This window comes from Streptomyces griseus (assembly GCF_900460065.1).
Taxonomy (GTDB): Bacteria; Actinomycetota; Actinomycetes; order Streptomycetales; family Streptomycetaceae; genus Streptomyces; species Streptomyces griseus.
Genome location: NZ_UAVD01000029.1, coordinates 534,817 through 559,166 on the forward strand (window position 1 = coordinate 534,817; position 24,350 = coordinate 559,166).

Annotated in this window: 22 protein-coding genes; 15 read left to right on the plus strand and 7 right to left on the minus strand. The window is 75.1% G+C overall.

Annotated elements, in window-relative coordinates:
* Window positions 1-53 precede the first annotated feature (53 nt).
* The 3 genes from DTB53_RS22165 to rpmG all read right to left on the minus strand — a co-directional run bounded on the left by DTB53_RS22165 (window position 54) and on the right by rpmG (window position 1,685).
* A complete protein-coding gene (locus tag DTB53_RS22165) occupies window positions 54-1,208 on the minus strand; it encodes a CobW family GTP-binding protein (protein WP_012377878.1) in 1,155 nt (384 codons plus the stop codon).
* A complete protein-coding gene (locus DTB53_RS22170) occupies window positions 1,205-1,459 on the minus strand; it encodes a type B 50S ribosomal protein L31 (protein ID WP_003964411.1) in 255 nt (84 codons plus the stop codon). The genes DTB53_RS22165 and DTB53_RS22170 overlap by 4 nt, the downstream gene beginning before the upstream one ends.
* 61 nt (window positions 1,460-1,520) lie before the next feature.
* Window positions 1,521-1,685, minus strand: coding sequence for a 50S ribosomal protein L33 (rpmG, locus tag DTB53_RS22175; protein WP_003964410.1), 165 nt, complete (start codon window positions 1,683-1,685; stop codon window positions 1,521-1,523).
* A gap of 68 nt (window positions 1,686-1,753) precedes the next feature.
* On the opposite strand from rpmG, the gene rpmB reads away from it, so the two are divergent.
* Window positions 1,754-1,990: a 50S ribosomal protein L28 gene (gene rpmB, locus DTB53_RS22180; RefSeq protein WP_012377877.1), complete on the plus strand. Its 237-nt coding sequence runs from the start codon at window positions 1,754-1,756 to the stop codon at window positions 1,988-1,990.
* Window positions 1,990-2,295 (plus strand): 30S ribosomal protein S14, encoded by a 306-nt coding sequence (gene rpsN / locus DTB53_RS22185; RefSeq protein ID WP_012377876.1) that lies wholly within the window; start codon window positions 1,990-1,992, stop codon window positions 2,293-2,295. The genes rpmB and rpsN overlap by 1 nt, the downstream gene beginning before the upstream one ends.
* Before the next feature lie 63 nt (window positions 2,296-2,358).
* On the opposite strand, the gene DTB53_RS22190 is transcribed toward rpsN, so the two are convergent.
* Complete coding sequence (locus tag DTB53_RS22190) at window positions 2,359-3,639, minus strand: hypothetical protein (protein ID WP_012377875.1); 1,281 nt, start codon at window positions 3,637-3,639, stop codon at window positions 2,359-2,361.
* Between the two features lie 199 nt (window positions 3,640-3,838).
* Here DTB53_RS22190 and DTB53_RS22195 point away from each other — a divergent pair, with 199 nt between their 5' ends.
* The 11 genes from DTB53_RS22195 (at window position 3,839) to DTB53_RS22240 (ending at window position 17,320) form a co-directional block, all read left to right on the plus strand.
* A complete protein-coding gene (locus tag DTB53_RS22195; RefSeq protein WP_042495464.1) occupies window positions 3,839-4,825 on the plus strand; it encodes an ABC transporter substrate-binding protein in 987 nt (328 codons plus the stop codon).
* A complete protein-coding gene (locus tag DTB53_RS22200; RefSeq protein ID WP_012377873.1) occupies window positions 4,822-5,883 on the plus strand; it encodes a FecCD family ABC transporter permease in 1,062 nt (353 codons plus the stop codon). Before DTB53_RS22195 ends, DTB53_RS22200 begins: the two co-directional genes overlap by 4 nt.
* Entirely contained in the window at window positions 5,880-6,938 is a 1,059-nt protein-coding gene (locus DTB53_RS22205; RefSeq protein ID WP_012377872.1) for a FecCD family ABC transporter permease, read from the plus strand. Before DTB53_RS22200 ends, DTB53_RS22205 begins: the two co-directional genes overlap by 4 nt.
* 85 nt (window positions 6,939-7,023) lie before the next feature.
* Complete coding sequence (locus DTB53_RS22210; RefSeq protein ID WP_012377871.1) at window positions 7,024-7,929, plus strand: ABC transporter ATP-binding protein; 906 nt, start codon at window positions 7,024-7,026, stop codon at window positions 7,927-7,929.
* A 73-nt stretch (window positions 7,930-8,002) separates the two neighbouring features.
* Window positions 8,003-8,137, plus strand: a complete 135-nt coding sequence (gene amiA / locus DTB53_RS36910) for a streptamidine family RiPP (RefSeq protein ID WP_003964402.1) — start codon at window positions 8,003-8,005, stop codon at window positions 8,135-8,137.
* Between the two features lie 155 nt (window positions 8,138-8,292).
* Entirely contained in the window at window positions 8,293-9,282 is a 990-nt protein-coding gene (locus DTB53_RS22215; RefSeq protein ID WP_042495461.1) for a hypothetical protein, read from the plus strand.
* The gene (locus DTB53_RS22220) at window positions 9,279-10,907 is read left to right on the plus strand and encodes a CocE/NonD family hydrolase (RefSeq protein WP_012377868.1); all 1,629 of its coding nucleotides are present in this window, start codon (window positions 9,279-9,281) and stop codon (window positions 10,905-10,907) included. Before DTB53_RS22215 ends, DTB53_RS22220 begins: the two co-directional genes overlap by 4 nt.
* The gene (locus tag DTB53_RS22225) at window positions 10,904-12,271 is read left to right on the plus strand and encodes a YcaO-like family protein (RefSeq protein WP_012377867.1); all 1,368 of its coding nucleotides are present in this window, start codon (window positions 10,904-10,906) and stop codon (window positions 12,269-12,271) included. Before DTB53_RS22220 ends, DTB53_RS22225 begins: the two co-directional genes overlap by 4 nt.
* Window positions 12,272-12,285: 14 nt before the next feature.
* Window positions 12,286-13,785, plus strand: coding sequence for a nitroreductase family protein (locus tag DTB53_RS22230; protein WP_042495456.1), 1,500 nt, complete (start codon window positions 12,286-12,288; stop codon window positions 13,783-13,785).
* The gene (locus DTB53_RS22235; RefSeq protein ID WP_012377865.1) at window positions 13,782-15,521 is read left to right on the plus strand and encodes an ABC transporter ATP-binding protein/permease; all 1,740 of its coding nucleotides are present in this window, start codon (window positions 13,782-13,784) and stop codon (window positions 15,519-15,521) included. The genes DTB53_RS22230 and DTB53_RS22235 overlap by 4 nt, the downstream gene beginning before the upstream one ends.
* Window positions 15,518-17,320 (plus strand): ABC transporter ATP-binding protein, encoded by a 1,803-nt coding sequence (locus tag DTB53_RS22240; RefSeq protein ID WP_012377864.1) that lies wholly within the window; start codon window positions 15,518-15,520, stop codon window positions 17,318-17,320. Before DTB53_RS22235 ends, DTB53_RS22240 begins: the two co-directional genes overlap by 4 nt.
* A 43-nt stretch (window positions 17,321-17,363) precedes the next feature.
* Here the strand turns inward: DTB53_RS22240 and DTB53_RS22245 are convergent, their stop codons facing one another.
* From DTB53_RS22245 to DTB53_RS22255, 3 genes are all read right to left on the minus strand, one after another.
* On the minus strand, window positions 17,364-19,829 hold the full coding sequence (locus DTB53_RS22245; protein ID WP_012377863.1) for a SpoIIE family protein phosphatase: 2,466 nt from the start codon (window positions 19,827-19,829) through the stop codon (window positions 17,364-17,366).
* A 216-nt stretch (window positions 19,830-20,045) separates the two neighbouring features.
* The gene (locus DTB53_RS22250; protein WP_012377862.1) at window positions 20,046-21,299 is read right to left on the minus strand and encodes a glycoside hydrolase family 26 protein; all 1,254 of its coding nucleotides are present in this window, start codon (window positions 21,297-21,299) and stop codon (window positions 20,046-20,048) included.
* 122 nt (window positions 21,300-21,421) lie between these two features.
* Entirely contained in the window at window positions 21,422-22,711 is a 1,290-nt protein-coding gene (locus DTB53_RS22255; RefSeq protein ID WP_042498075.1) for a cytochrome P450, read from the minus strand.
* Window positions 22,712-22,964: 253 nt separating this feature from the next.
* Here DTB53_RS22255 and DTB53_RS22260 point away from each other — a divergent pair, with 253 nt between their 5' ends.
* Both DTB53_RS22260 and DTB53_RS22265 read left to right on the plus strand, forming a co-directional pair.
* Window positions 22,965-23,450, plus strand: coding sequence for a tyrosinase family oxidase copper chaperone (locus DTB53_RS22260; protein ID WP_042495453.1), 486 nt, complete (start codon window positions 22,965-22,967; stop codon window positions 23,448-23,450).
* 19 nt (window positions 23,451-23,469) lie between these two features.
* Window positions 23,470-24,333: a tyrosinase family protein gene (locus DTB53_RS22265; protein ID WP_003964391.1), complete on the plus strand. Its 864-nt coding sequence runs from the start codon at window positions 23,470-23,472 to the stop codon at window positions 24,331-24,333.
* The last annotated feature ends 17 nt before the right edge of the window (window positions 24,334-24,350 follow it).

Below are 24,350 nucleotides of genomic sequence, written 5' to 3' on the forward strand. Positions count from 1 at the left end.
GGTGTGCGGTGGTCGTCCGGGACGCGGGTTACGGGGGTGGGTGCGGGCGCGCGTCAGTGGACCGGGTCGAGGAGCGCGTCGAACGCGGCGGGAAGTCTCTTCCAGGTCTCCCGGCCGCCGCCGTACTCCTCGTCCGTGAGCAGGCAGGAGTCCAGCAGTCCGGTCAGGCCCTCGCGGTCGAGGCCGGGGGAGACGAAGACCAGGTGCTGGCAGCGGTCGCCGTGCTCCGGGTGCCAGTCCAGCGCGGCGGCGGCCCGCCGGTAGGGCGGCACCATGGACCAGGCGGCGTCCGGGAGCGAGGCGAGCCAGGGTCCGGTGTTCTCCACGCAGAGCGCGCCGCCCGCGGCATCCCAGGAGAGCAGGGTGTCGGGCCGGTCCGCGAGCCAGAACCGGCCCCGGCTGCGAGCCGCCGCGCAGCTCAGGTCCTCCAGCGCGTCGAGCAGGCGCTCGGGGTGGAAGGGGCGGTGCCGCCGCCAGACGAGCGTGCCCACCCCGGCCTCGTCGGCCTCCTGCGGAAGCAGCGCGCAGGCCGGGTGCTGGCCCGCGTCCGCCGCCTCCACGTCGAACCCCGCGAAGGCGAGCCGGGCCAACTCGGCCGATCCGGAATCGGCCTGACGGGCCGTCGGGTTCAGCTGCCGGATCAGGGCACGGTCCTCGTCGTCGGCCGCCGGGCTCGCCACCACGGCCAGTACGGGCGCGTACTCCACCTGTCGGGCCCAGGTGTCGCCGATGGTCCGCCGGTCGGCCGGCGCCGCCGCGAGACCGGCCTCGGCCAGATCGTCGCCGTTGGAGAGGCAGGGCAGCACGAGCGTGGGGTCGACCGCCGCGAACACGTTGGTGACCTCGGCGGCGGTGGTGTGCGCGGCGATCACCTCGGCCATGGACTTCGGCTCGACGGAGTCCCAGAGCTCCAGGACCGCGAGGCGGGTCCGGCCGTCCCCCGCGAGCCGCTCCAGTTCGGGTACCAGGTCCTCGCGCAGCGCGCAGCAGGCGCACGCGTTCACCAGCGGCGCCTCGCCGGAAGCCAGCTCGCCGCCGTGATCCCGCAGGGAGCGGCCTACCGTCCCTCCGGTGGCCGTGGACAGGTCGTGGTGCAGCGCGACGCTGTGCGGGACGTCCCGCAGCAGCCCTTCCACCACCTCGCGGCGTGCCTCGGAGTGCAGGCCGCAGACGATGACGACGGGCAGTATCCCGCGGTGCCCGCTCACCGGGCTCCACCGCGTCCGTAGCGGCGTTCGAAGCGCTCGACGCGTCCGGCGGTGTCCAGGACGCGTGCGGTGCCGGTGTAGAAGGGGTGGCTCGCGGAGGAGATCTCCACGTCGACCACCGGGTAGGTGTTGCCGTCCTCCCAGGCGACCGTGCGGTCGCTGGTCATGGTCGAGCGGGTCAGGAACGCGAAGTCGGCGGCCTTGTCGCGGAAGACGACGGGGCCGTAGGAGGGGTGGATTCCGGGCTTCATGAAGGTGTCCTAGGGGTCGGGTCCGGGGCGGGTGCGGGGGAGCGGAGCGGCTTCGCCGCGTTCAGCGCTCCTCGCGGAAGTCGACGTGGCGGCGGGCGACCGGGTCGTACTTGCGCAGCACCATCCGGTCGGGGTCGTTCCGCCGGTTCTTGCGGGTGACATAGGTGTAACCGGTCCCCGCGGTGGAGCGGAGCTTGATGACCGGGCGTACTTCGTTGCGAGCCATGGGCGCTACTATATGGCAATGGTTTCCATTTTCAATAATGGACGCGTCGAAGGAGAGGCAGGTAACCCATGTCCGCCCACTGCCAACTGACCGGCTCGAAGCCGGGATTCGGCAACAACATCTCCCACTCGCACCGCCGCACGTCCCGACGGTTCGACCCGAACGTGCAGCGCAAGCGGTACTGGCTGCCCGGCGAGGGCCGCTCTGTGCGCCTCACGCTGAGCGCCCGGGCCATCAGGACCGTCGACAGCATCGGCATCGAGGCCGCGGTCGCGCGCATCCGTGCGCGGGGAGGCAAGGTCTGATGGCGAAGAAGAGCAAGATCGCGCGGAACGACAGGCGCCGGGAGACCGTCGAGCGCTACGCCGCCCGCAGGGCCGAGCTGAAGGAGGTCATCCGCCGCCCCGGTACGCCGGAGCCCGAACGGAACCGGGCCGTCGAGGAGTTGCGGCGGCAGCCCCGTGATGCCAGTGCCACCCGGGTGCGCAACCGCGACAGCGTCGACGGCAGGCCCCGGGGGTATCTGCGCAGGTTCGGACTCTCCCGGGTCCGGATGCGTGAGCAGGCCCACGCCGGGTTCCTCCCGGGGGTGACCACGTCCTCCTGGTGACGGCGGACCGAACGCGGGTGGCGGTACGGCGGTCGCGCCGCGCCGCCACCCGCGACGCGTCCCTCAGCGGCCGACCGGGTCGGCCTCCGCCCCGTCCCCGGGGGTGAGGAGGGCGAGGTGGCCGCCGTCGTCCAGGGGTGTCGGGACGGTCAGGGTCGTGAGGAGGTCCGCCCGGTCCGCGTCGAAGACGTGGACCTCGCCGTGGCCTCCCCGGCTGACCGCCACCAGGCCGCCGCCGGGGGAGGCGGCGACGGCCCTGCGCTGCACGCCGTCCCAGGGGGTCCCGCCGGGCCGGGGTGCGCCGGACATGGCGGGCAGGGGCAGGCGTGCGGCGATCTCCGGACGGGACCCGGCGACCGGGGGCGCGGTGAGCAGGACCAGTTCGTCGCCGTCCGGGTGGACGCGGGTGTAGGCGATGTGGCGGGCGGTCACCGCGAGTCGGAAGACCAGTCCGGGGCCCAGGTCCAGCCGGCCCGTGACGCCCGTGTCGAGTTGGTGCCACCAGGCGTCGTTGGACCACGTGGGCCACTGCCCGGGGTCGCCGGGTCCGCCGCGCACGCAGGACCAGAGCATCCGCCGCACGGGGTCGAGCCGCAGGTAGTGACCGCGCCCGCCGGAGCGCCCGTCGGCGGACCAGGGCAGGGGGGTCTCGCCGACGAGGCCGTCCCCCTCCCGCCGTGCGCGATGCACCCCCGACCCCGCGGCGGCGAACACCCGGCGGGTGAGGGGGTCGTGGGCGTCGCCGTGGCCGTCGTCGTCCGGCAGGGCGATCCGCCCGACGGGAGCCGCCGGAGGGCAGGCCGGGGCCGAACGCATCAGGTCGCGGTGCCGGTGGGCCAGCAGTTCGCCCGGCTCCCGGTGGCGCAGCACCACGAGCGGGGACGGCCCGCCGCCGAGGACCGTGACTCCCGGCTCGCCCGTCCGCCCCCGCACGCGTACGGCGACGGCGCCGTCCGGGGCGTCGAGGTCGACGGCCGTCAGGAGTCCGGTCCAGGCCTCCTCGTTGCGCCCGAGGCCGGTGGTCACCGCGAGGTGCCGGCCCCTCGGGTCCGCCGCCAGGTGTTCGGCGGGGACCGCGACCGGTATCCGGCGCCGGACGAACGGATGTCCGGCGCCGGGGCCGTAGGGGTCCAGGACCAGCAGCTCGCCCGCCCGGTCGTCCACGCAGGCGGTGAGGCCGTCCGGCAGGGCGAGGAAACCGGCGTGCTCGGCGAGGTGCCGGTGGCGCAGTTCGGCGCGCTCCGTGCCGTCCGGGAGGTCCAACAGGCTGATCCGACCGGCGACATGGTCGGAGACCAGCAGGCGCGGCGGTGCGTGGGGCGAAGGGTGCGGGGACTGTGGCACGGCGAACTCCTGGGGTCGGTGGGGTCATGGGGGAGACGGGGGCCGGTGCGGTCCGGCCGGAGCCGGGGGCGACCCCGGCCACTTTATTGGAAATGATAATCATGTGTAAGGTTTCGGCTTGTGGCGGGGATCGCTCCCGGGGCTCCGCCGCCGCTCTGCCGCATCCCCGGGACCGCACAGGAACGTTGAGGGACCGTCGATGCCACGAACCGCGCTGAGAGTCCGCCGCTGGGCCGCGATCGCCGTACTGGGAGGCCTGTTGGCCGGCTGCGGAACGGGGGAGGCCGACCCGGCGGGACCGGCCGCCGCCCCGGGGAGCGGGGCCGGTGCCCGCACGACCACGGACGTGCGGCCCATCGAGGCCGCCACCCGGATCACCGACGCCGAGGGCGTCACGGTCTCCCTGCCGAAGCCGCCGGAGAGGATCGTCTGCCTGGTGGCCCTCTGCGACGACATGCTCGTCGAGCTGGGGATGACCCCGACCGCCACCAACTCCCGGGTGCTGGCGCACCCGAAGTTCCTGGGCGAGGAGAAGGCCGCGGGGATACCCGTCGTGCCCGGCGGCTTCCTCAGCCCCGAGGTCGAGGCCGTCCTGGCCCACCGGCCCGACCTGGTGATCGGCCTGGAGGACACGCACGGCAAGCTGGCCCCCGCGCTGAAGGGCGCCACGACGTTCTGGCCCGTCCAGCCCGGATCCTGGCAGGACAGCGTCGGCTACCTGCGAAACCTGGCAGCGCTCACCGGCCGCACCGAGCAGGGCGAGAGGGCGGAGAGGGGCTTCCGCACCCGCCTGGCACGGGCGGAGCGCAGTGCGAGCGACAGGACCGCGCTCATCGTCTACGGCAGCGACGAGAACTTCGGCGTGGCCACCCCGGAGACCGACGTGGCGGCCGGACTGTTCCCGAAGATCTCCCACTACCCCTGGAAGAGCCGGGGCGTGGAGGGCAGTTACAGCCTGGAGGAGATCCTCGCCCGGGACGTCGACGTCCTCTTCGTGGAGACGCTCTCCTTCGGCGCACCGGACGGCAGGCTCTCCGACAAGCTGGCGCAGAACCCGCTCTGGTCACGCATCCCCGCCGTGAAGAACGGCAAGGTCATCGAGGTCGACTCCGAGGTGTGGGCCAAGGGGCGCGGCACCCGTTCCCTGGGCGTCGTCCTCGACGAGGCGACGGCCGCACTGCGGTGAGGCGCCCGCCCGTCGTGCCGCTCTGCCTGGGCGCGGTGGCCCTGGCGGGCGCGGTCTGCGCGCTCAGTCTCGGCACCCCGTACGTCCCGCCCGCCGCGCTCCCGGCCGCACTGGGGTCCGACGGGCTCGCGGGGCTCGTCGTCACCGAACTGCGGCTGCCCCGCATGGTGCTGGCGCTGATCGCCGGGGCCTGCCTGGGGGCCGCGGGCCTCGTTCTCCAGGAGGCCCTGCGCAACCCGCTCGCCGTGCCCGAGATGCTGGGCGTCTCCTCCGGGGCCGCCCTGGGCGTCGCCGCACCGCTGGTCCTGGCCCTGGCCGTGCCTCTCGGACTGCAACCGTTCCTGGCCCTGGCCGGGGCGGCGCTCGGCGGCCTGCTCACCCTGGTCGCCGCCGGATTCGGGCGGAGCCCCTCGGCCGTCCTGCTGACCGGTGCCGCCGTCGCCGCCGCACTCCAGGCCGCCCTGCTGGTGCTCATGGTGATGGCCGACCAGCTCGACCTCCAGCTCATCTACCGCTATCTGCTGGGCAGCCTGTCGGCCCGCACCTGGGACGACGTCACCGGACTGCTGCCCTGGCTCGCCGCGGCCGTCCCGGCGCTGGTGCTGTGCGTACCGGTGCTCGGTGTGCTGCGCCTCGGCGACGACGACGCCCGCGCGCTGGGCGTACGGGTCGAACGCGCGCGGGTCGCCGCGCTGGGCATCGCCGTCGTCCTCATCGCCCCCGTCGTCGCGGTCTGCGGACCGGTGGCCTGGGTCGGCTTCCTCGCTCCCCACCTCGCCCGCCGGCTCCGCCCCGACGGCGGCGCGGCCGGGTGGCTCGTCCGGTCCGCCGGGTGCGGCGCGATCGTCGTGCTGTGCGCGGACCAGCCGGCCCGGCTGGCGCTCGCCCCCGTGGAGACGCCCGTCGGCGCCTGGACCGCCCTGGTCGGGGTGCCCGTCGGGGTCCTCCTGCTGAAGCGGGGGAGGCGGCCCGCCCGGGTCCGGCGGCCCCTGCCGCCGTCCCTGCCGCAGGCCCCTACGGCTCTTGCCGCTCCCGTCCTGCGGAAGGCGGAACGATGACGCTCACCGACACCGTGCCCGGACCGTCGCGTCGGTTCCCGCGCGCGCCGGGCGTCCGGATGGGCGGCCTGGCGCTGCTCGTCGCCGCGGTGGCCTGCGCCGATCTCCTCGCCGGCCGGGGCGTCACCCCCGACGGCGCCCGGGCCGTGCTGCTCGGCCACGGCGACGACCCCACCGCCCAGCACATCGTGCTCCATCTGCGACTGCCCCGGATGCTGGTGGCGCTGGTCGCCGGAGCGTGTCTCGGAGTGGCCGGGCTGGTGCTCCAGTCGGCCCTGCGCAACCCGCTGGCCGGGCCCGAGGTCACCGGCGTCACCCCCGGTGCGGTGCTCGGCGCGGTCACCGCGACCGGCCTCGGCCTCGCGGGCTGGGAGTCCCCCACGGCCGTCGTCGTGGCGGCCTGCCTCGGCGGTTTCGCCGGGGCGGGGCTGCTGTGGCTGCTCGCCGGGCGGGACCGGGGCGACCCGGAACAGACGGCCGTGTACGGGGTCCTCGTGTCGGCGGTGCTCGCCGGGCTCACCGCGGTCGTTCTCCTGGTGGCCCCCGGCGAGCTCGGCAGCGTCGTCCAGTGGCTGATCGGGTCCACCGAGGGCCGGGTGTGGCAGCACTGGGAGCTGCTCTGGCCGTGGGCCGCCTTCTGGGGCGCCGCCGCCTGGCTGCTCGCCGGGCCGCTGACCCTGTTGCGCTGCGGCGACGAACAGGCCTCCGCGGCGGGCCTGGCCACCGGTCGGGGCCGGGGGGCGGCGCTCGTCTGCGCCGTGGCGCTGACGGCCGGTGCCGTATCGGCCGTGGGGGCGCTCGGCTTCGTGGGGCTGCTGGTGCCCCACCTGGCGCTGGCCGTCTTCGGGGCCGACCTGCGCATCACCCTTCCGGGGGCGGCGCTGCTCGGCGCGGCGGTGGTGTGCGGGGCGGACGCCGCCGCCCAGTGGCTGTCACCGCTGCTGGCCACCGCGCTCGACGCGGACCGGCTGACCCTCCCGGTCGGCGCCCTGACCACCTGCGTGGGGGCGGGGCTGCTGATGGTCGTGGCGCGGCGGCGGGCGGACGAGCGATGACGGTGGACGGTGGACGGACGGGGCGCGCGTGCGCCCCGTCCGTCGACGCCGACGGAAGTGGAGGACAGCGGATGAGGAGGGTGACATGCCGGAAGGCCTGACCGGACCAGTGGAGTCGAGCCCGGTGGAGGAGGCCGGAGCGGAAGCGGAACCCGGCGGGGCGCCCGGTCCCGAGGTCGTACGGGCGGAGGGGCTGACCTTTGGCTACCCGGGCCGGCCGGTCCTGCGCGGGGTGGACCTGAGCGTCCGGGCCGGGGAGTTGGTCGCCCTGATCGGACTGAACGGCTGCGGCAAGAGCACCCTGCTCAAGCTCGCCGCCGGACTGCTCACCCCGAGCGGCGGGCGCGTTCTGCTGGAAGGCGACGACGTGGCCCGGCTGCCCCGCCGTGCCGCCGCCCGGCGCGTCGCCCTGCTCCACCAGTCGGCCCCCGCCGTTCCGGGACTGACGGTGCGGCAACTCGTGCGACAGGGGCGCTATGCCGCCCGGGGGCCGCTCGGGATGTTGCGGGAGGGCGACGACGAGGTGACGTCGCGGGCGCTCGCGGACGTCGGCGTCACCGCCTGGGCCGACCGGCCCGTGGACGCCCTGTCCGGGGGTGAACGCCAGCGGGTCCGGCTGGCCATGGCGCTGGCCCAGGACGCCCGCCTGCTCTTTCTCGACGAGCCGACCACCTATCTCGATCTGCGGCACCAACTGGAGGTGCTCCGGACGGTCGTACGGCTGCGCGCGGAACGCCGGCTGACGGTGGTGATGGTGCTGCACGACCTCAACCACGCCGCGCGGTTCGCCGATCGGATCGTCGCGCTGCGCGAGGGCCGCGTGGCCGCCGACGGGCCTCCGGCCGAGGTGGTCACCCGGCGTCTGCTGGCCGAAGTCCTCGGTGTGGAGGGCCGGGTGGGGATCGACAGTGAGGGCGGCTGGCCCGTCTGTTACCCAGATCACCCTCTCGAACCGCTCCAGCTATTGCGGAATGAAAATCATATTCATTAGTGTCTGTGCTGCGGCACGCACCGAAGCCGCGACCGAAACACCCGTCCGATCCTTCTGAATGGAGACGCAACTCATGGAGAACAACACGGTGTTCAGCCCGATCGCCGACCAGGGTCAGCTCGCCCACCTCTCCGCCACCCACTCGAACGCCCTCGTCGAGAACCCCTTCGACGACGCGGTCGAGGCCGACACCGCGGCCGAGAAGTAAGCGACGCCTGCCGCTGAGGGCAGGTTCCCCGCCTGGCGCGGGGGCGGGCCCGCCCGGTGACATCCCGGGCGGGCCCGCCCCCGTTCGGCCCCGGCGTCCACGCACGGCCGCCAACGTCCCTTCCCCGCACACCCTTCACCGCTTCGGAGGATTCCGTGACCCGCAGTCGACTCGCTCCCGGCGCCGGGATCGTCACCGTCCCCGGTCGAGCCCCCGTGCTCCGGACCTCCGGAGGGGAGTTCCTGCGCGTCGACACCGGCGGTGTCACCGGCGAAGCCCTGGTGCGCCGGCTGGCGGGGCAGGAGGAGGCGCCGGACGAGGGCGGGAACGCCGCCGAACTCGACCGTCTCGTGCAGGCCTTCGAGGCTGCCGGGTACGCGGTGTCCGCTCCGCCCCGGGCCCCGCTCGCCGGGCGCACGGTCCATGTCCTCGGCGACCCCGTGCTCGCCGAGCCGCTGGCGCGCTGTGCCGGAGCGGAGGGGGCCGAGGTCCACCGGATCACCCCGGACCGGGTGGCGGAGCTCGTCCGGGCGGCCCCGGACCCCCGCGTCGTAGGGCGCGTCGCCGTGGTGTGGTGTCTCGACTCACCCGTGCCCGAAGGGCTCTGGGACGCGGCGGACCTGCTGCCCGGGCGACGCGTCGCCTGGCTGCGCTGCCACCGCGAGGGCGCCCACAGCTGGACCGAACCCCTGGCCGCCACCCCGGGAGACGTCACCTCGCGTCACGTCCGGCTCCGCAGACTCGCGGCGACCCCCGCCCATCGCGAACTCGCCGCGTACTGGGCAGGGCACCGGACCCCCGACACCGGACCGCACCCCACCGAAGCCTCCGCCGCCCTGATCGCCGCGCTCCTCACCGCCGATCTCCTCGCCTGGGCCGAAGCCGAAGCCGAAGCCGAAGTCGAGGAACGGGCCGGAGCCGGAGCCGGGGCGCGGATCGAAGCCGGGGCAGAGCCGGAGGCCGGGGCGCGGGCCGCCGCCGAGCCCGGGGCGCGCGTTCTCCCGGTGCGCCGTCGGCTGCGCCGGATCGACCTGCGCGCTCTCACCTTCACCGAGCACCCCGTGCTCCCCGTCCCGGACGTCGCACCCCTGCCCGCCCCGGCCCCCGCGCGCGCCGGGACCGGAGTTGCCGGGGCGCGCCCGTGAGCACCCGCACCGTGTACGTCCCCACGCCGGACGGCACCGCGCTCGCCACCGACGTATGCCTCCCGGACGGCACCCGCCCGGTTCCCGCCGTCCTGATCAGAACCCCCTACGGACGCCACGCACACCGCGCCGAGCTGCGCGGCTGGGCGGCCCACGGATTCGCCGCCCTCGCCCAGGACGTGCGCGGACGACACGGCTCGCCGGGGGAGTGGCACCCCTACCGGAGCGACGAGGCGGCGGACGGCGCCGCCGCCGTCGCCTGGACGCGCGCACAGACGTGGAGCAACGGGGAGGTCGTCGCCGTCGGCGCCTCCTACGCCGCGTACTGCGCCCTCGCCACCGCACTCACCGCCCGTGGCGCCGCCGGTGGCACGACCCGCGACGACGCCCGCGACGGCGGACCCGGCCCCGCCCCCCACGGCCTCGGCCACTGGGGAGTCCCCGACGCCGTCATCGCCGCCGTCCCCGCGCTCGGACTCGCCGAGACGGCACGGGAGGCCGGGGGCCCGGAGCGGCTGTGGGCCCGGGCCGGCTGGTGGGCGGCCCACGGCGACCGCGGCGACTCCGACCCGGACGCGCTGGCCCGCGTCCTGGCGGACGACCCCCGGCTGCTGGAACACCTCCCGCTCGCCCGCCTCGCGGAGCGGCTGGCCGGGGGACTGGGACGCGAACTGCCGTCCTGGTCCCGTCTCTGGGCCGAACGGGGAAGAGGCCGGCTCGTCGCGCTGGGCGCGACCGCCCGCCTTCCCCTGCTCGCCGTCGGCGGCACCCGCGACCCCTTCGCCGAGGACACCGTGGCCCTGTGGCGCGGCTGGGGCGGACCGTCCCGCCTGCTTCTCGGGCCCTGGGGGCACCGCCTCACCGCCGACCCGGGCGCACCGGACCGCGCACACCTCAACCTCGGCGCGCTGTACGTACGGTGGGCCCGCGCGGCGCTCGCCGGGCGGCTGGACCCGAGACGGCACGGCGTCATCGCCCTGGGCGACAGCGGCCGCTGGCACACCGCCCCGGGTACGGTGCTCCCTCCCGACGCCACCCCACCGGACCGCCCGGAGACGCGGTGCCGCTGGCCCTTCGGCTCGCCCACCGGTCTGCGGCTGCTCCACGGAGCCGAGTTCAGTGCCGACCCGGACCGACCCGTGCGCTCCGACGACCTCGCCGTACCGGCCGACCGCGACCGCCCCGACCGCTGCCTGCTCCTGTCACCACCGCTGCCCCGCCCGCTCGACCTGGCGGGCCCCGCCGTCGCCCGGATCAACGTCACGGCCGATACGCCCAGTGCCGACTGGGCGGTACGTCTCACCGCCCTCGACCCGTCCGGCCGCGCCGATCCGCTCGCCTTCGGCATCGTGCGGCGTACCGGCCCGCCCGGCGAGGCCGCCGACATCACCGTGCCGCTCGGCACGGTGGGCCGTCGACTGCCCGCCGGAACCCGGTTGCGCGCGGAGATCGCCGGACACCACTTCCCCGCCCACGCCCGCAACCCGCACACCGGCGAAAACCCGGTCACCGCCACCCGGCTCGCCCCGTCCCGCCGCACCGTGAACACCCGGGGCAGCGCCCTCCACCTGCCCGTCGTCGCCCGACGCCGCTACGTCGAGCCCGCACCGGAGATATGCCGTTGACCAGCCTCCTGCCCCTCGAAGCCCTCGTCGACCCCGTCAGCGGGATCATCCGCGACGTCGCACCCGTCGAGCACCCCACCGGGGCGCCGCCCCGCTACACCGCGATGACCGCCGACGTCGCCGACGCCCGCCGCCTCGGCGCCTGGCCCGCCGACCGGGTCTCGCTCGGCACCACGTTCGGCGACCCCCGGGGCGCCTGGATCGCCGCCGTCGCCGAGGCCGTGGAGCGCTACTGCGGCAACCGCCTCCCGCCGCCCGGCCACCCCCAGGAGCCCCGGCGTGCCACCGCCGCCGAGCTGACCGCCGAGGGAGCCCGCGTCTACGGCCCCGGTGCGCTGCCGACCTACGCGCCGTGGCAGTTCGGCCGCCCGGGCTTCCCGTACGCCGAACTCACCCCCGACACACCGGCGCTGTGGACCCGGGCCGTCGAGAACGGGGAACCCTGCTGGGCCCCCGTCGCCCTGACCCACCTCAACTGGCGCCAGGGAGAGCTGCGTTCGCTGCCCCGCACCCACCACCTCAACTACGCGGGCATCGCCACCGGGCAGGGACTCGACGACGCCGTCGAGCGCGGGCTCCTGGAAGTCGTCGAGCGCGACGCCCTGGAGCTGTGGTGGCACCTGGACGGGCCCACCCGGGGCATCGACCCGGCCGGCGTCCCCGGGCTCACCGAGGATCTGGCCGGCTGCGGGCTGGACGTGCACATCGTGGAGATGCCCTCCGAGTTCGCCCCCTGCGTCGCCGCCCTCGTGCACGATCCCGGGCGCGGTCTGTACGCGGCCGGGTTCGCCTGCCGGTACGACCCGGCGGAGGCGGCCCGCAAGGCCGTTCTGGAGGCCGTGCACACCTGGGTGTTCACACAAGGCGCGGTGGATGCGGACGGGTGGGTGTACCGGGCGATCGAGGCCGGGATGCTCGCCCGTGGCCTCTACCTCGACCACCGGGCCGACCGGCGTTATCTCGACGACTGCGGGCCCGGGTTCGCCGCCGTCCGGGACCTGGGCGCCCATGTCCAGGTCTGGCTGGACGACCGGATGGCCCCGCTCGCCCGCCGCTTCACCGAACCCGCCCTGGGGGTGGTCCCGGTCACCGCGATCACTCCCGGCAGCCGCGCCGCGCTCGACGCGGCACTCGCCGCCGGGGACCACCGGGTCATCACCGTGGACCTCACCACGGAGGACGTCGCCGAGACGCCGCTGCGCGTCGCCCGCGTCCTGGTCTCCGGACTGATCCCCAACGCACCCGCTGCCTTCGGCTACTTCGGCTGCCCCCGCCTCGCGGAGGCGGCGCTCGCCCGGGGCTGGCGCACCCGACCGCCCACCGCCCCGGGGGACTTCACCCTCGCCCCGCCCCCGCACATGTGAAGGAGCGCGCCGCCATGCCCGATACGCCGGAGCGAGCCGCCGCGCCCGGTCGCGAGGCGGGTACCGTCCTGCCCGCCGCACCGGACCTCCTGCCCGAGGCGCTCGCGGACGCCCGGTCGCCGCGTGCTCCGGAGCTCTCCCCGTACGTTCCGGAGCGCCCGTTCCCGTGGAACGGCCCCGTAACTCCCTACGCCGGCGAGCCCGGGACCGCGATCGACCTGGACCGTGTGCTGCGGCTCTCGCTGGCCGCGCCCGCAGGCACACCGGGCCGGCTGCGTCCCGTCCCCTCGGCGGGTGCTCTGCACCCGGTGCGCGCCCATCTGCTGCTCGGCTCGGGATGTTCGCTGCCGCCCGGACGTTACGTCTACGACCCGCGCGCCCACCGCGCCCACCGGCGCGGTCCGGCCCCCGACGGTATACCCCCGGGAGCTCTCGCCGTCCTCACCGTGGCCGCGTCCCGTACCGTCGCCCACTACGGCCACCGGGCCTGGCCGCTGCTGCTCCTCGACACGGGGCATGCCGCCGCCGCCCTCGCGCTGGCCGGGGCCACGACCGCCGACGTGCTGGTCTCCCTCGACGCGGACGGCCCCCTCCTGTCCGCCGCGGCCGGACTCCCCGAGGCCCCGGAGTGGCAGGACGTCTGGCCCGGCACCGAGCCGGAACTACCGCTCGCGGCCGTACGGTTGACGCATCCGGGCAGTCCCGTCGAAGCCGGACCGCCGCTGAGCGCCTGGGCTGCTCGGTCCCGCGCCTCAGCCCCGACGCCACAACCCGGCGCCGATGCCACCCCGCCCCGTGGACTCGCCGCGGCACGGCACCTGTTGCACCACATCGCCGCAGTGCGTGGGCGACCCGACGGCACCTGGCACCCGGCCCCGCGCACCGGAGAGCCGACCGACCAGGATCTCCTGACGCGCCGGAGCGCCCCGCCCGAGGACCTGAACCGGCCGCCCGAGAAGGAGCTGCTGTCTCGGATCCTGGCCACCGCGGAGAGGGTGCTGCCGGAGGGGCCCGCCTGGACCGTGGCCCTGGGCGGCGCCACCCCGGGCCTGTACGCCGCGGCTCCCGGCAGGCCGGGCCTCGCCGTCCGCGCCGTGGGCGACGCGCGTCCCACCCTCGCCCACTGGGCCGCGGGCCAGCACTGGATCGGTACCGCAGGCGCGGTGCTCCTGGCCCACGGGTGCCCCGAGGACGCCCCCCGGGCCACCGTCCGCAGCAGCCACCTCGCCGCCGGATACGCGGTCGGCGCGGCCCAGGCGCACGCCACCGCACTGGGCCTGCGCTCGCGCCCCATCGGCTCCTGGCAACAGGCCGACCTGGGCGCGGCCCTCGGCGGCACCCCTGGACGCGAATGGATCGTGCACGGCCTGGCCCTCGGCGCACCCCCGACGACAGCAGCCACCCCAGCCACGACAGCGGCCACGGCCGCCGCCACTTCAGCCCCCGCAGCGACCACCCCACCCACGGCATCCGCCGCCCCCGCGACCCCGCCCGGCGAGGAAGAACGCCCATGATGCTCCACCCCGAACTCCTGCGGGCCGCGAAGACCGCGCGCCGCCCGCTCGGCCTCGCCACCGCACTGCTCGCGGCCGTCACCGCCACCCACCTGGCCCAGGCGGTCCTGCTCGCCCTCGTGCTCGCCCGGATCGCCCGGGGCGAGACGGCCGCCCTCGCCCCGCTGCTCACCGCCGTCATCGCCGTCGTCCTGGTCCGTGCCGGACTCGGCCGCGCCCAGCGCCTGACCGCCGTCACGGCGGGAGCCGCCGTACGGATCGGGCTGCGCGACACCCTCCTGGAGCGCCTCGGCGCCCTCGGCCCCACCGCGATCACGGGTGCGCGCGCCGGAGCCGTGCGCGCCACGCTGGTGGACGGGGTCGAGGGCGTCGACGCGTACGTCTCGCGCTATCTGCCCCAAGCACTCATCACCTGCGCCGTCCCCCCGCTGCTGCTCGTCGCCGTCGCCCTCGTCGAGCCGTACGCGGCCCTCGCCCTCGGCCCCGCCCTGCTGCTCGCCCTGTTCGGGCCGCGCTGGTGGGACCGGCTCCTCGCGCGGCGGGGCAAGGAGCACTGGGACTCCTACGAAGCCCTCGCCGCCGACTACCTGGAGGCGCTCCAGGGGATGCCGACCCTCCGCGCCACCGGTGCGGTGGGCCGCGCACGGGAGCGGCTGGAGCGCCGGTCGACCGCCCTGCACCGGAGCACCGTCGCCAAACTCCGGGTCTCGCTCGTCGACACCGGCCTCACCGACCTGGCCGTCCAGGGCGGCACGGCCGCCGCCGTCCTCGTGGCGTGTTCGTCGGCGGCCACCGGCCGTACCGCCGCCACCGGCACCTACCTCCTGCTCCTCCTCGCCTCCGAGTGCTTCCGCCCCGTACGCGACCTCTCCCGCGAGTGGCACGCGGGCTACCTGGGAGTGTCCGCGGCCGACGGGATCGCCGCCCTGCGCACCGCCGAGGCCACCGTGCCCGACCGGGGCGCCCTGGCCGCCGCCTGGGAAAACCCGCCCGAAATCCGTTTCCAGGACGTGCGCTTCACCCACCCGGGGAGCATGCGCCCCGCCCTCGACGGCGTCACCTTCACCGCCGCCGCCGGGCGCACCACCGCCGTCGTCGGCCCGTCCGGGGCGGGCAAGTCGACCCTGCTGAGCCTCCTGCTGCGGCAGCGCGACCCGGACAGCGGCAGCCTCACCGTCGACGGGACGGCCACCGCGGCGTACACCCTCGCCTCACTGCGCCGCGGCATCGCCGTCGTCTCGCAGGACACCTACCTCTTCCACGCCACCATCGCGGAGAACCTGCGGATCGCCCGCCCGGCGGCCACCGAGGAACAACTGCGCGCCGCCGCCCGCACCGCCGGGATCGACCAGGAGATCTCCCGGCTGCCGGACGGATACGCCACCCTCGTCGGCGAACGCGGCGCGACGCTCTCCGGCGGACAGCGCCAACGGCTCGCCCTGGCCCGGGCGTTGCTGGCCGACGCCCCCGTGCTGATCCTGGACGAGGCGACCAGCGCGGTCGACGAACGCGGCCAGGCCCGCATCGTGCGGGAACTGTCGGCGGCCGGCCGGGGACGCACCTGCGTCGTCGTCGCCCACCGCCTCGACGCCGTACGCCACGCCGACCACATCGTCGTCCTCGACGCGGGCCGAGTCGCCGATGCGGGCGACCACACCACCCTGCTCGCGGGCGGCGGCGTGTACGCCTCGCTCGTCGCCGCCGGACGCACCGCACAGGAGGACCACGCCGCATGACCCCCACCACGGCCCCGGCGGAGCCGGCGCGTCCCCCCGGCCCCGCCGCCACCGACGACGCCGCGACCGGCGCCCTGCGCTCGCTGCTCCCGGTCCTCGGCGCGCACCGCGCCACCGTCCTGCGCACCTGCCTGGCCGCCCTGGTCGACCAGGCGGCCCTGGTCGCCCTCGTGACCCTGGCCGCGCACACGGTGGGCACGGCGGTCACGGAGCACCGCCCGCCCGCCCAGGGAACCGTCGCCGTCCTGATCGGGCTCGTCCTCCTCCGGGCGCTGGCCACCTGGCGGGAGATGGACCTCTCGCACGACCTCGCCTACCGGGTCCTCGCCGAACTGCGCGTCCGGGTCTTCGACGGGCTGGCCCGCAGCGCCCCCGCCCGGATCGCGGGCCGGCGCAGCGGCGACCTCGCGGCCACCGCCCTCGGGGACGTCGAGGCACTGGAGTTCTTCTACGCCCACGCCATCGCCCAACTCCTCGCCTCCGGCGTGGTCTTCGCGGTGTCGGCCGCCGTGCTGGCGGCCCTCGGGCCCTGGCTGCTGCTCGCCGTCGTGCCCGCCGCGCTCCTGCTGATCTGGTCGCCGCTGTTCGAGGCGCGCGGACGGGCCGAACGCGGGGCGCGTACCCGGAGCGCGCTCGCCGAGGTGTCGTCCGAGACCGTGGAGAGCGTCGACGGACTGCGTGAACTCCTGATGACGGGGGCGCTGAACCGCAGGCGGGCCCGGCTCCGGTCCGCCGGACGCCGGCTCGCCCGCGCCCAGCGCGCCGAACAGTCCTGGGAGACCGGTGCGGGAGCCACCCGCGACCTGCTGGTCGTCGCCGCCGTCATCGGGGTCGTCGCCGCCGCCGCCCACGCGGCCTCCGCCGGACGACTGGACGGGGCGTGGGCCCCGGCCGCCATGGCGCTCGCCCTGGGAGCCCTGGCCCCGGTCGCCGAATCGGCGGCCGCACTCGGCCGGGCCGGAGGTCTGCGCGCCGCCGCCGCACGGGTCCGGGCCGCGTTGCACGCACCCGCCGGAGCCCCCGCCCCCGCCGACCCCCGCCCCGTACCGCCGGGACCGCTCGGTCTGCGGCTGCGCGGAGTCCGGTTCGGCTACGGGGGAGCGGCCGTGCTCGACGGCCTCGACCTGACCGTCCGGCCGGGGGAGACCGTGGCCCTCGTCGGAGCCTCCGGGGCGGGCAAGTCGACCTGCGCCCACCTCCTGGCGCGCTACTGGGACCCGCAGGCCGGCGCGGTGGAGCTGGTGCCCGAGGCCCCGGCCCACCCCGTGGACCTGCGGGACCTCACCGACGAGGACCTCCGCGCCGCCGTGTCCGTGGTGGGGCAGGAAGCCCCGCTCTTCCACGGCACCCTCGCCGAGAACCTCCGCCTGGGCAGTCCGGACGCCACGGCGGACGGACTGGCCGCGGTGACCCGGATCTGCGGCGTCGACCCCGTCACCGACACCCTGCCCGACGGCCCGGACACCGCCGTCGGCGAGCGCGGCGCGACCCTGTCCGGCGGCCAGCGCGCCCGGGTGGCCCTGGCCCGGGGGCTGCTGAGCGACCCGCGCGTACTCGTCCTGGACGAGACCACGGCCCATCTGGACCACCGGGGCGACGCGGAGCTGGCCCGGGCCCTCGCCGCCGACTCCGCCACCCGGACGACCCTGGTCATCGCCCACCGCCCGGCCACGGTCCGCAGGGCCGACCGGATCGCGGTCCTGGACGGCGGGCGCATCGTCGAGGAGGGCACCTGGGACGAGCTGATCCGGGCGGGCGGCCCGCTGACCCGCCTCTTCGCCCGCGAGGGGGGTCCTTGAAGGCGGTCCCGGGGGTGCCGGGCGCCCCGTGGGGCGGGCCGGATCAGGGGAGAGGCTGCTCCGCCCAGATGATCTTCCCCCGGGGGGTGTAGCGCGTGCCCCATCGATGGGCGAGCTGAGCGACCAGGAACAGCCCGCGCCCGCCCTCGTCCGTCGTCCTGGCGTGCCGCAGCCGCGGCGAGGTGTTGCTGGCGTCGGACACCTCGCAGGTCAGCGCCGACTGGAACAGCAGCCGCAGCCGTACCGGCCCCTCGCCGTACCGGATCGCGTTGGTCACGAGTTCGCTCACGATCAGCTCCGTCGTCATCGACAGCTCCGCGAGCCCCCACGCCTCCAGCCGGCGCGAGACCTTCGCCCGGGTCTCGCCGACCGCCGCGGGGTCCACGGGCACGTCCCACGAGACCAGGTGCTCGGGGCTCAGGCGGTGCGTCCGGGCGAGGAGGAACGCGATGTCGTCCGGCTGCGGCACGGGCACCAGCTCCCCGACCACGGCCGGACACAGCTCGTCCAGCGGCACCCCGGCCCGCGACAGCGCCCGGCCGAGCCGCTCCATGCCGCGTTCGAGGTCCTTGTCGGCCCCCTCGATGAGCCCGTCGGTGTAGAGGCCGAGGAGGCTTCCCTCGGGCAGCTCGATCTCCAGGGCCTCGAAGGGCAGCCCGCCGAGTCCCAGGGGCGGCCCCGAGGGCAGGTCGGGGAAGTGGACCCCGTCGTCCGGCGTGACGATCACCGGCGGCGGGTGACCGGCCCGCGCCATCGTGCAGCAGCCGTTCGACGGATCGTAGACGGCGTACAGACAGGTGGCCCCCACCACCGTCGTCCCGCCCCGCTCCGCCGGTCCCCCCGCGCCCTCCTCCTCGCTGAGCCGCAGGACCAGATCGTCCAGGCGGGCCAGCAGCTCGTCCGGGGGAAGGTCCATGTCGGCCAGCGTCTGCACGGCGGTGCGCAGCCGTCCCATGGTCGCGGCGGCCCCGATGCCGTGCCCGACGACATCGCCGATGACCAGGCCCACCCGGGCCCCGGACAGCGGGATCACGTCGAACCAGTCGCCGCCCACCCCGTCCTTGGCGTCCGCCGGAAGGTACGACGACGCCACGTCCAGCGCCGTCCCACCGCGCAGCGTGTGCGGCAGCAGGCTCCGCTGGAGCACCAGCGCCGCGGTGTGCTCCCGGGTGTAGCGGCGGGCGTTGTCCACGCACACGGCCGCGCGCGCCACCAGCTCCCTGGCGGGCGCCACGTCGTCCTCGTCGAACGGCACCGGATTCCGCGACCGCATGAAGGTGGTCAGCCCCAGCACGGTGTCGCGCGCCCGCATCGGCACGGAGATCAACGAGTGCAGCCCGAACTCCCTGAGCCGGGCGGCCCGTGCCGGCTGCTCCACCGTCCACCCGTGGCTGTCCGGGTCGAGCGCCGGGAGCAGGACCGGGTCGCCGTCGAGGAGGAAGTGCGCGTCGTGCGGCGGCGGGACGAAGTCGACCGTCTCCCCGACCCGTACGACCGCTTCCGGGCAGCCCTCCCGCACCGAGCTCATGCCCGCCCGGCGCATGGCCGGCCGCTCGCCCTCGGCGGGCGCCACCGCCCCCCGCCGGTCGCCGCCGAACGGGTTCTCCAGCAGGTCGACGAAGACGAAGTCGGCGAACCGGGGCACCGCGAAGTCGGCGAGTTCCTGCGCCGTGCGCTGTACGTCCAAGGTGCTGCCGATGCTCGCCCCGGCCTCGTTCACCAGCGAGAGCAGCCGACGCGCGTTCCACCGGTCGGTGACGTCGAGGACCATGTAGCCGACGCCGATCCGCCGGTCGCGGGCGTCGGCGAGCGGGAAGAACGAGCTGGCGTACGCCCGGCGGCGGTGCGGATCGGCCCAGCTCCAGCCCAGGTACTCGTAGTCCGTGATCGCCTCGCCGGTCGACAGGACCTGCCGCATCAGCCGCTCGATGGGCGCCGCCAGCGCCTCGGGCAGCACGTCGCCCGGCCGCCGCCCCAGACGCTGCTCCCGGGGCACGCCGCCGAACCGTTCCAGGGTGTCGTTCAGCCAGAGATAGCGCAGCTCGGGATCGAGCACCGCCATTCCCACCGGCGACCGGGTCAGGAAGTCGTCCAGCACGGACCCGCGCATCGTCCAGTGCGGGGTGAGCTCCCGCCCGGACACCAGGAAGCCCTCCCGCCCGGCGATCAGGAACGAGGCGGTGACCCGTACGTCGATGTCCAGCGACCGGCCGTCCCGGGCCCGCAGGGGGACCAGCCCGCTCCACCCCGAACCGGCCCGGCAGCGGGCGGCCACCGCGGCCGTGCGCCGGGCGTCCGGGGGCCCCGCGAGCAGCTGGGAGGCGGACCGGCCGACCACCTCGGCCGCCGGATACCCGAGCAGTGCCTCGGCCCCGCGGGTCCAGCCGATGACCGTGCCGTCCCCGGCGATCACCGCCGCGGCACCGTCGGTCGTCCGCACCGGTTCCCGCCCGTCCCCGGAGGGCAGCGGGCCGGGCTCCGCCGGGGAGCCCTCGTCGGCGGATGCCATTGCACCTCACCACCCTCTGTAGGTTTCCATGGTCGCTCGTCACCCCGGACCGCGCCCGGTGCGGGCTGTCCCTCGTTCGGCGGCGTGACGGAGCGGGCCGGGTCCGCGTTGGTGGGGGTGACGAGCGGTTGCTTGTCCACCTGCCCCGCGCTGGACCCGTGTGGGTGGACGGCTCCGGCCCCGACAGGAGGGCCGGAGCCGTTTCCATGCCCGGGATCAGTAACGGAAGCAGATCTCGCGCTCCCGCAGCCACGGGCCCAGCCAGTCGCCGAACGGGACCGGCACGCACCACTCACGGACGGTCGGCGCCCCGGCCGCCGGCTCCGTGGGTGCCGGCGGCGCCGGGGAAGGCGCCACGGACGGCTCGACCGTCGGGGAGGGCGCCGGAACCGTCGGCGCTGCGGTGGGGGGAGGAGTGGGGGTGGGAGTCGGTGCCGGGCTGGGCGTGGGCGCGGCCGGCGCGGCCATCTCGGTCAGCATCGTCCGGAACACCCTGGAGGACCGCGGATTGCTCTTGCACTGCCAGACGCCGTGCGGGCAGTAGTCCGTCACCGTCTGGTACAGCGGCTTGTGCCGGTCGATCCACTCCAGCATCCGTCGCATGTACTCCGGGTTGTCGCCGTTGCGGAACAGCCCCCACTCCGGGAACGAGATGGGCTTGCCGTGCTCCGCGGCGAAGTCGACGTGCTTCTGGAGCCCGTACGGGTCGGTGACCTGGTCGTCGAAGGTCTCGCCGGGCGGCTGGTCGTAGGAGTCCATCCCGATGATGTCGACGACGTCGTCGCCCGGGTAGCACTCGGTCCACGGCACGGCGTCCCGGCCCCGGCTCGGCGTGAAGTCGAAGCGGAAGTCCTGGCCGGGCACCGCGCGCATCGCCGTGACGATCCGCTGCCAGTAGGCCTTCCACGACGCGGGATCGGGGCCGCACCGATGGGTGTACGTGGTGCCGTTCATCTCCCACCCGAGCACGATCACGGTGTCCGGAACACCCAGCTCCACCAGCCGCTCCGCGAGCCGGCTGAAGTGCTGGTCGTACTCCCCGGCCGCGCCCGCCCGCAGCAGGGTGCGGACCTCGGCGTCCGGGACCCGCTCCTCGTTGCGCTCCAGCATCGGCACGTTCAGGACGAACATCCGTGCCGGGTCCGCCTGTCTCCAGTCGGCCCAGGCGTCGAGGAAGTCGGGCGCCCCCTCGATGTTCACCCACAGATCGCCCGGCAGGTACGTGTGCCCCACCCGCAGCTCCGCCCCGCCCAGCCAGCGCGACAGCTCGGCCATCCTGCTGACCCCGGCGGGCCCGTAGTCCAGATACGCGCCGTGCGCCGTGCTGCTCGCGGCCCTCGGCGCCCCGGGGGCCGCGCCGTCGACGGAATCGGCGCCCGGTGGCGACTGACCCGCGATACCGCCACCCGCCAGGAGGCTGAGAGCAGCCGCCGCGATGCACGAAACGATGAGACGGCGCTTAGCCGGCATTACTCCTCCTGGCTGCGGTGAATTCCGGCCGGTTCGGCCCGATAGGGAGAGAATCGCATCATCGTGCACCCGGGGCATGCGCAGGAGTCCATTTATCGTATTCGGCGTTGCGGGCGTGCCGATCAGGTGAATGTGGGGCCGAACGTGAAGGGCAGCGAGCCGACGCGGTTGTCGAAATTCGAGTCCACCAGGTCCGGATCTCCCAGATCGCGCATGACGGGACGACGCGCAATCAGTTCCCGGAAGAGGGCCGTCATTTCGAGCCGTGCCAGATGCGCTCCCAGACAGTGGTGCGGACCTCCGCCGCCGTATCCCAGATGGGGATTGGGCGACCGGGTGATGTCGAAGCGGTCCGGATGGGTGAAAACCGTCTCGTCGCGATTGGCCGACGCGTAGATGAGAGCGACTTTCTCCCCCGGGAGAAACGTACGACCGCCCAGGGCGCATTCCTCGGCGACCGTCCTGCGGAACTGGATGATCGGCGTCGAATGCCGCACGATCTCGTCGACGGCGCCATCGATGTACCGGTCGAAGTCGGACCGCAGCAGCTCCCGCTGCTCCGGATGCCGGTCGAGGAGGAACAGTCCGTGCGCGATGGCGTTGCGGGTCGTCTCCACCCCGGCCACCAGCAGCAGCGAGAAGAAGGCGCCGAGTTGCCGCCCGGACAGCGCCTCGCCGTCGATGTCCGCGTTGACGAGCGCCGATACGAGGTCGTCCTCGGGGCGCTGCCGCCGCTCCCGGGCGAGCCGTCCCATGACGAACTGCATCCTGGCCAGCGACGCCAGTCCACGACCGGGAATCCGCAGCCGGGCCCGGCCGCGGCGTTCGACGCCGACGTGCTCCGATGCGTGGTCGATCTGCTCCGCGATCCGCGCCCGGTACGCCGCCGGGACGCCCATCAGGTCGCAGATCACCTCCAGCGGCAGCCGCGAGGCCGCCGACGGCATGAAGTCCCGGGGGCGCTCGGCGATCAGCTCGTCCACCAGCCGCCCGGCGAGCCGGCCGACGTTCTCCTCGGCCTCCGCCAGCAGCCGGGGGGTGAAACGCCGCGAGATGATCCGGCGCAGCGCCGCGTGCTCGGGCCCGTCCATGTTGACCATCGAGTTCCCGAACAGCGCCTTGGCCCAGCCGGCCGGCTCCGGCGTGGTGACCCCCGGAGCGCTCGCGAACACCTGCGGCGTGCGGCTCGCAGTCCGCACGTCCGCGTGGCGCACCAGGGCGCGGAACGGCTTCCCTGCGGTACGCGCGGTACCGGCCCGCGGGGTGAACAGCACCGGCTCCTCCAACTCCCGCAGCAGGGCGAAGGCCCGGAGCCTCACGGGCCGGGGCAGCCGCCAGAAGGCCGGATCGGCCAGATCGACGTCCGCCGCGCGCAGTACACGGCCCTCGGACAACTGGTACGGAACGGTCATGTCCATCACCTCCACGGTTCGCCAGGCCATGGTCCGGCCGCCGGCCGCGAGGAGCACCGTCGACGCGGCCCGTCACTCCCGATGGGCCCCCACCCTCACGCGTTTGACGGAACGGACGCGGCCCGAGTGCTCCGTACGCCCCACGTACGAGAACCGTTTCGCCATCGCCTCGTTGTCAACATCGCCATCAGAAGCACCTCGGACGAGTTAACGAATCGACGAGGCGAGTCAACGAGAGGCAGGTAGTCACCTCATGAGCCCCACCCCCGCGAAACCGGGCGGCACCCGCGTTCCCTCCCGCCGGATCGTCCTGCGCGGAGCCTTCACCGCCGCAGTGGTCACGGGCACCGCGGGCGCCCTGTTCCCGCTGCTCGACCGCGGGCCGGCCGCCGAGGCCCGGCCCGCCCCCGCCGCGCCCGCGTCCGGCCCCGCGCCCCGTCCCGTGCGCACGGCCGACGAGTTCGCCGAGATGTACCGGGGCCGGGAGATCCGGGCGACGGCGACCGCGGTCGTCCCCGCCGGAGCCGCGGACGAGGACCGGGTCGCGATCGCCGCCGAACCGGGCGCCGAGGTCCGCATCGACGGCAGGCCCCTGCACGTCATGAGGCGGGCGGACGGCACCTATCTGAGCGACGTCCGGCACTACGAGTCGTACCCGACGCTGCTGGAGGCGGCCCGTGCCGCCGTCGACGAGCTCGGAGCCGCCCGACTCGCGCACCCCGCCGCGCACCGCATGTGAACCAGGAGGAGCAGCACCGGTGTACACCCGCAAGAACCAGCGCGACCTCACGCGCACCGAGAAGCGCCGACTCGTCGACGCGATCCTGAAACTGAAGCGCTCGGGCCGCTACGACGACTTCGTCGTCATGCACCGGGAGTACTACGTCATGGACACCGAGCGGCGACCGCGCCCGGCGCACATGACGTCCTCGTTCTTCCCCTGGCACCGCCAGTACCTGCTGGAGTTCGAGAAGGCGCTCCGGGGCGTCGACGCGGGCGTCAGCGTCCCCTACTGGGACTGGACCCAGGACAACAAGCCGACCTCGTCGCTCTGGGCGGAGGACTTCCTCGGCGGCAACGGCAGGACCGGCGACCGCCAGGTCACCACCGGGGCGTTCGCCTACGGCGCGGGCAACTGGAGCGTCGGCAGGGGCGTCACCGACGAGCACTACCTCACCCGCAACTTCGGCAGACCCGGCCGTGACCCGGTCTCCCTCCCCACTGAGGGCGACCTGGCGCGGGCGCTCAAGGACCCCGTCTACGACACCGAGCCCTGGAACAGCGTCTGCTCCGAGGGCTTCCGCAACCGCGTCGAGGGATGGGGGATCCAGGGCGTACGCGGGGTGGGCCTCCACAACCGGGTCCACCAGTGGGTCGGCGGCCCGATGGCGGGCGCCGCCTCCCCCGAGGACCCGGTGTTCTGGCTCCACCACTCCTTCATCGACCTGCTGTGGGACCGGTGGCGCACGGCGCACCCGGACTCCGCCTACCGGCCGGGTCGCAAGCCCGCCTCGCCGAGCCGGGACCGCGACTACGTCTTCGGCCTCGACGAGGCGATGCCCCCCTGGGGCGTGACCCCGAGGAAGCTCCTCGACCACAGCAGGACCTACCGCTACGCCTGAGCCCGGACGAAGGAACG

Coding starts and splice junctions, on each gene's coding strand:
- DTB53_RS22170 (WP_003964411.1), bottom strand. CDS start 1,459: ATGAAGCCCGGAATCCACCCCTCCTACGGCCCCGTCGTCTTCCGCGAC.
- rpmG (WP_003964410.1), bottom strand. CDS start 1,685: ATGGCTCGCAACGAAGTACGCCCGGTCATCAAGCTCCGCTCCACCGCG.
- rpmB (WP_012377877.1), top strand. CDS start 1,754: ATGTCCGCCCACTGCCAACTGACCGGCTCGAAGCCGGGATTCGGCAAC.
- rpsN (WP_012377876.1), top strand. CDS start 1,990: ATGGCGAAGAAGAGCAAGATCGCGCGGAACGACAGGCGCCGGGAGACC.
- DTB53_RS22195 (WP_042495464.1), top strand. CDS start 3,839: ATGCCACGAACCGCGCTGAGAGTCCGCCGCTGGGCCGCGATCGCCGTA.
- DTB53_RS22205 (WP_012377872.1), top strand. CDS start 5,880: ATGACGCTCACCGACACCGTGCCCGGACCGTCGCGTCGGTTCCCGCGC.
- DTB53_RS22210 (WP_012377871.1), top strand. CDS start 7,024: ATGCCGGAAGGCCTGACCGGACCAGTGGAGTCGAGCCCGGTGGAGGAG.
- amiA (WP_003964402.1), top strand. CDS start 8,003: ATGGAGAACAACACGGTGTTCAGCCCGATCGCCGACCAGGGTCAGCTC.
- DTB53_RS22230 (WP_042495456.1), top strand. CDS start 12,286: ATGCCCGATACGCCGGAGCGAGCCGCCGCGCCCGGTCGCGAGGCGGGT.
- DTB53_RS22235 (WP_012377865.1), top strand. CDS start 13,782: ATGATGCTCCACCCCGAACTCCTGCGGGCCGCGAAGACCGCGCGCCGC.
- DTB53_RS22240 (WP_012377864.1), top strand. CDS start 15,518: ATGACCCCCACCACGGCCCCGGCGGAGCCGGCGCGTCCCCCCGGCCCC.
- DTB53_RS22245 (WP_012377863.1), bottom strand. CDS start 19,829: ATGGCATCCGCCGACGAGGGCTCCCCGGCGGAGCCCGGCCCGCTGCCC.
- DTB53_RS22250 (WP_012377862.1), bottom strand. CDS start 21,299: ATGCCGGCTAAGCGCCGTCTCATCGTTTCGTGCATCGCGGCGGCTGCT.
- DTB53_RS22255 (WP_042498075.1), bottom strand. CDS start 22,711: ATGACCGTTCCGTACCAGTTGTCCGAGGGCCGTGTACTGCGCGCGGCG.
- DTB53_RS22260 (WP_042495453.1), top strand. CDS start 22,965: ATGAGCCCCACCCCCGCGAAACCGGGCGGCACCCGCGTTCCCTCCCGC.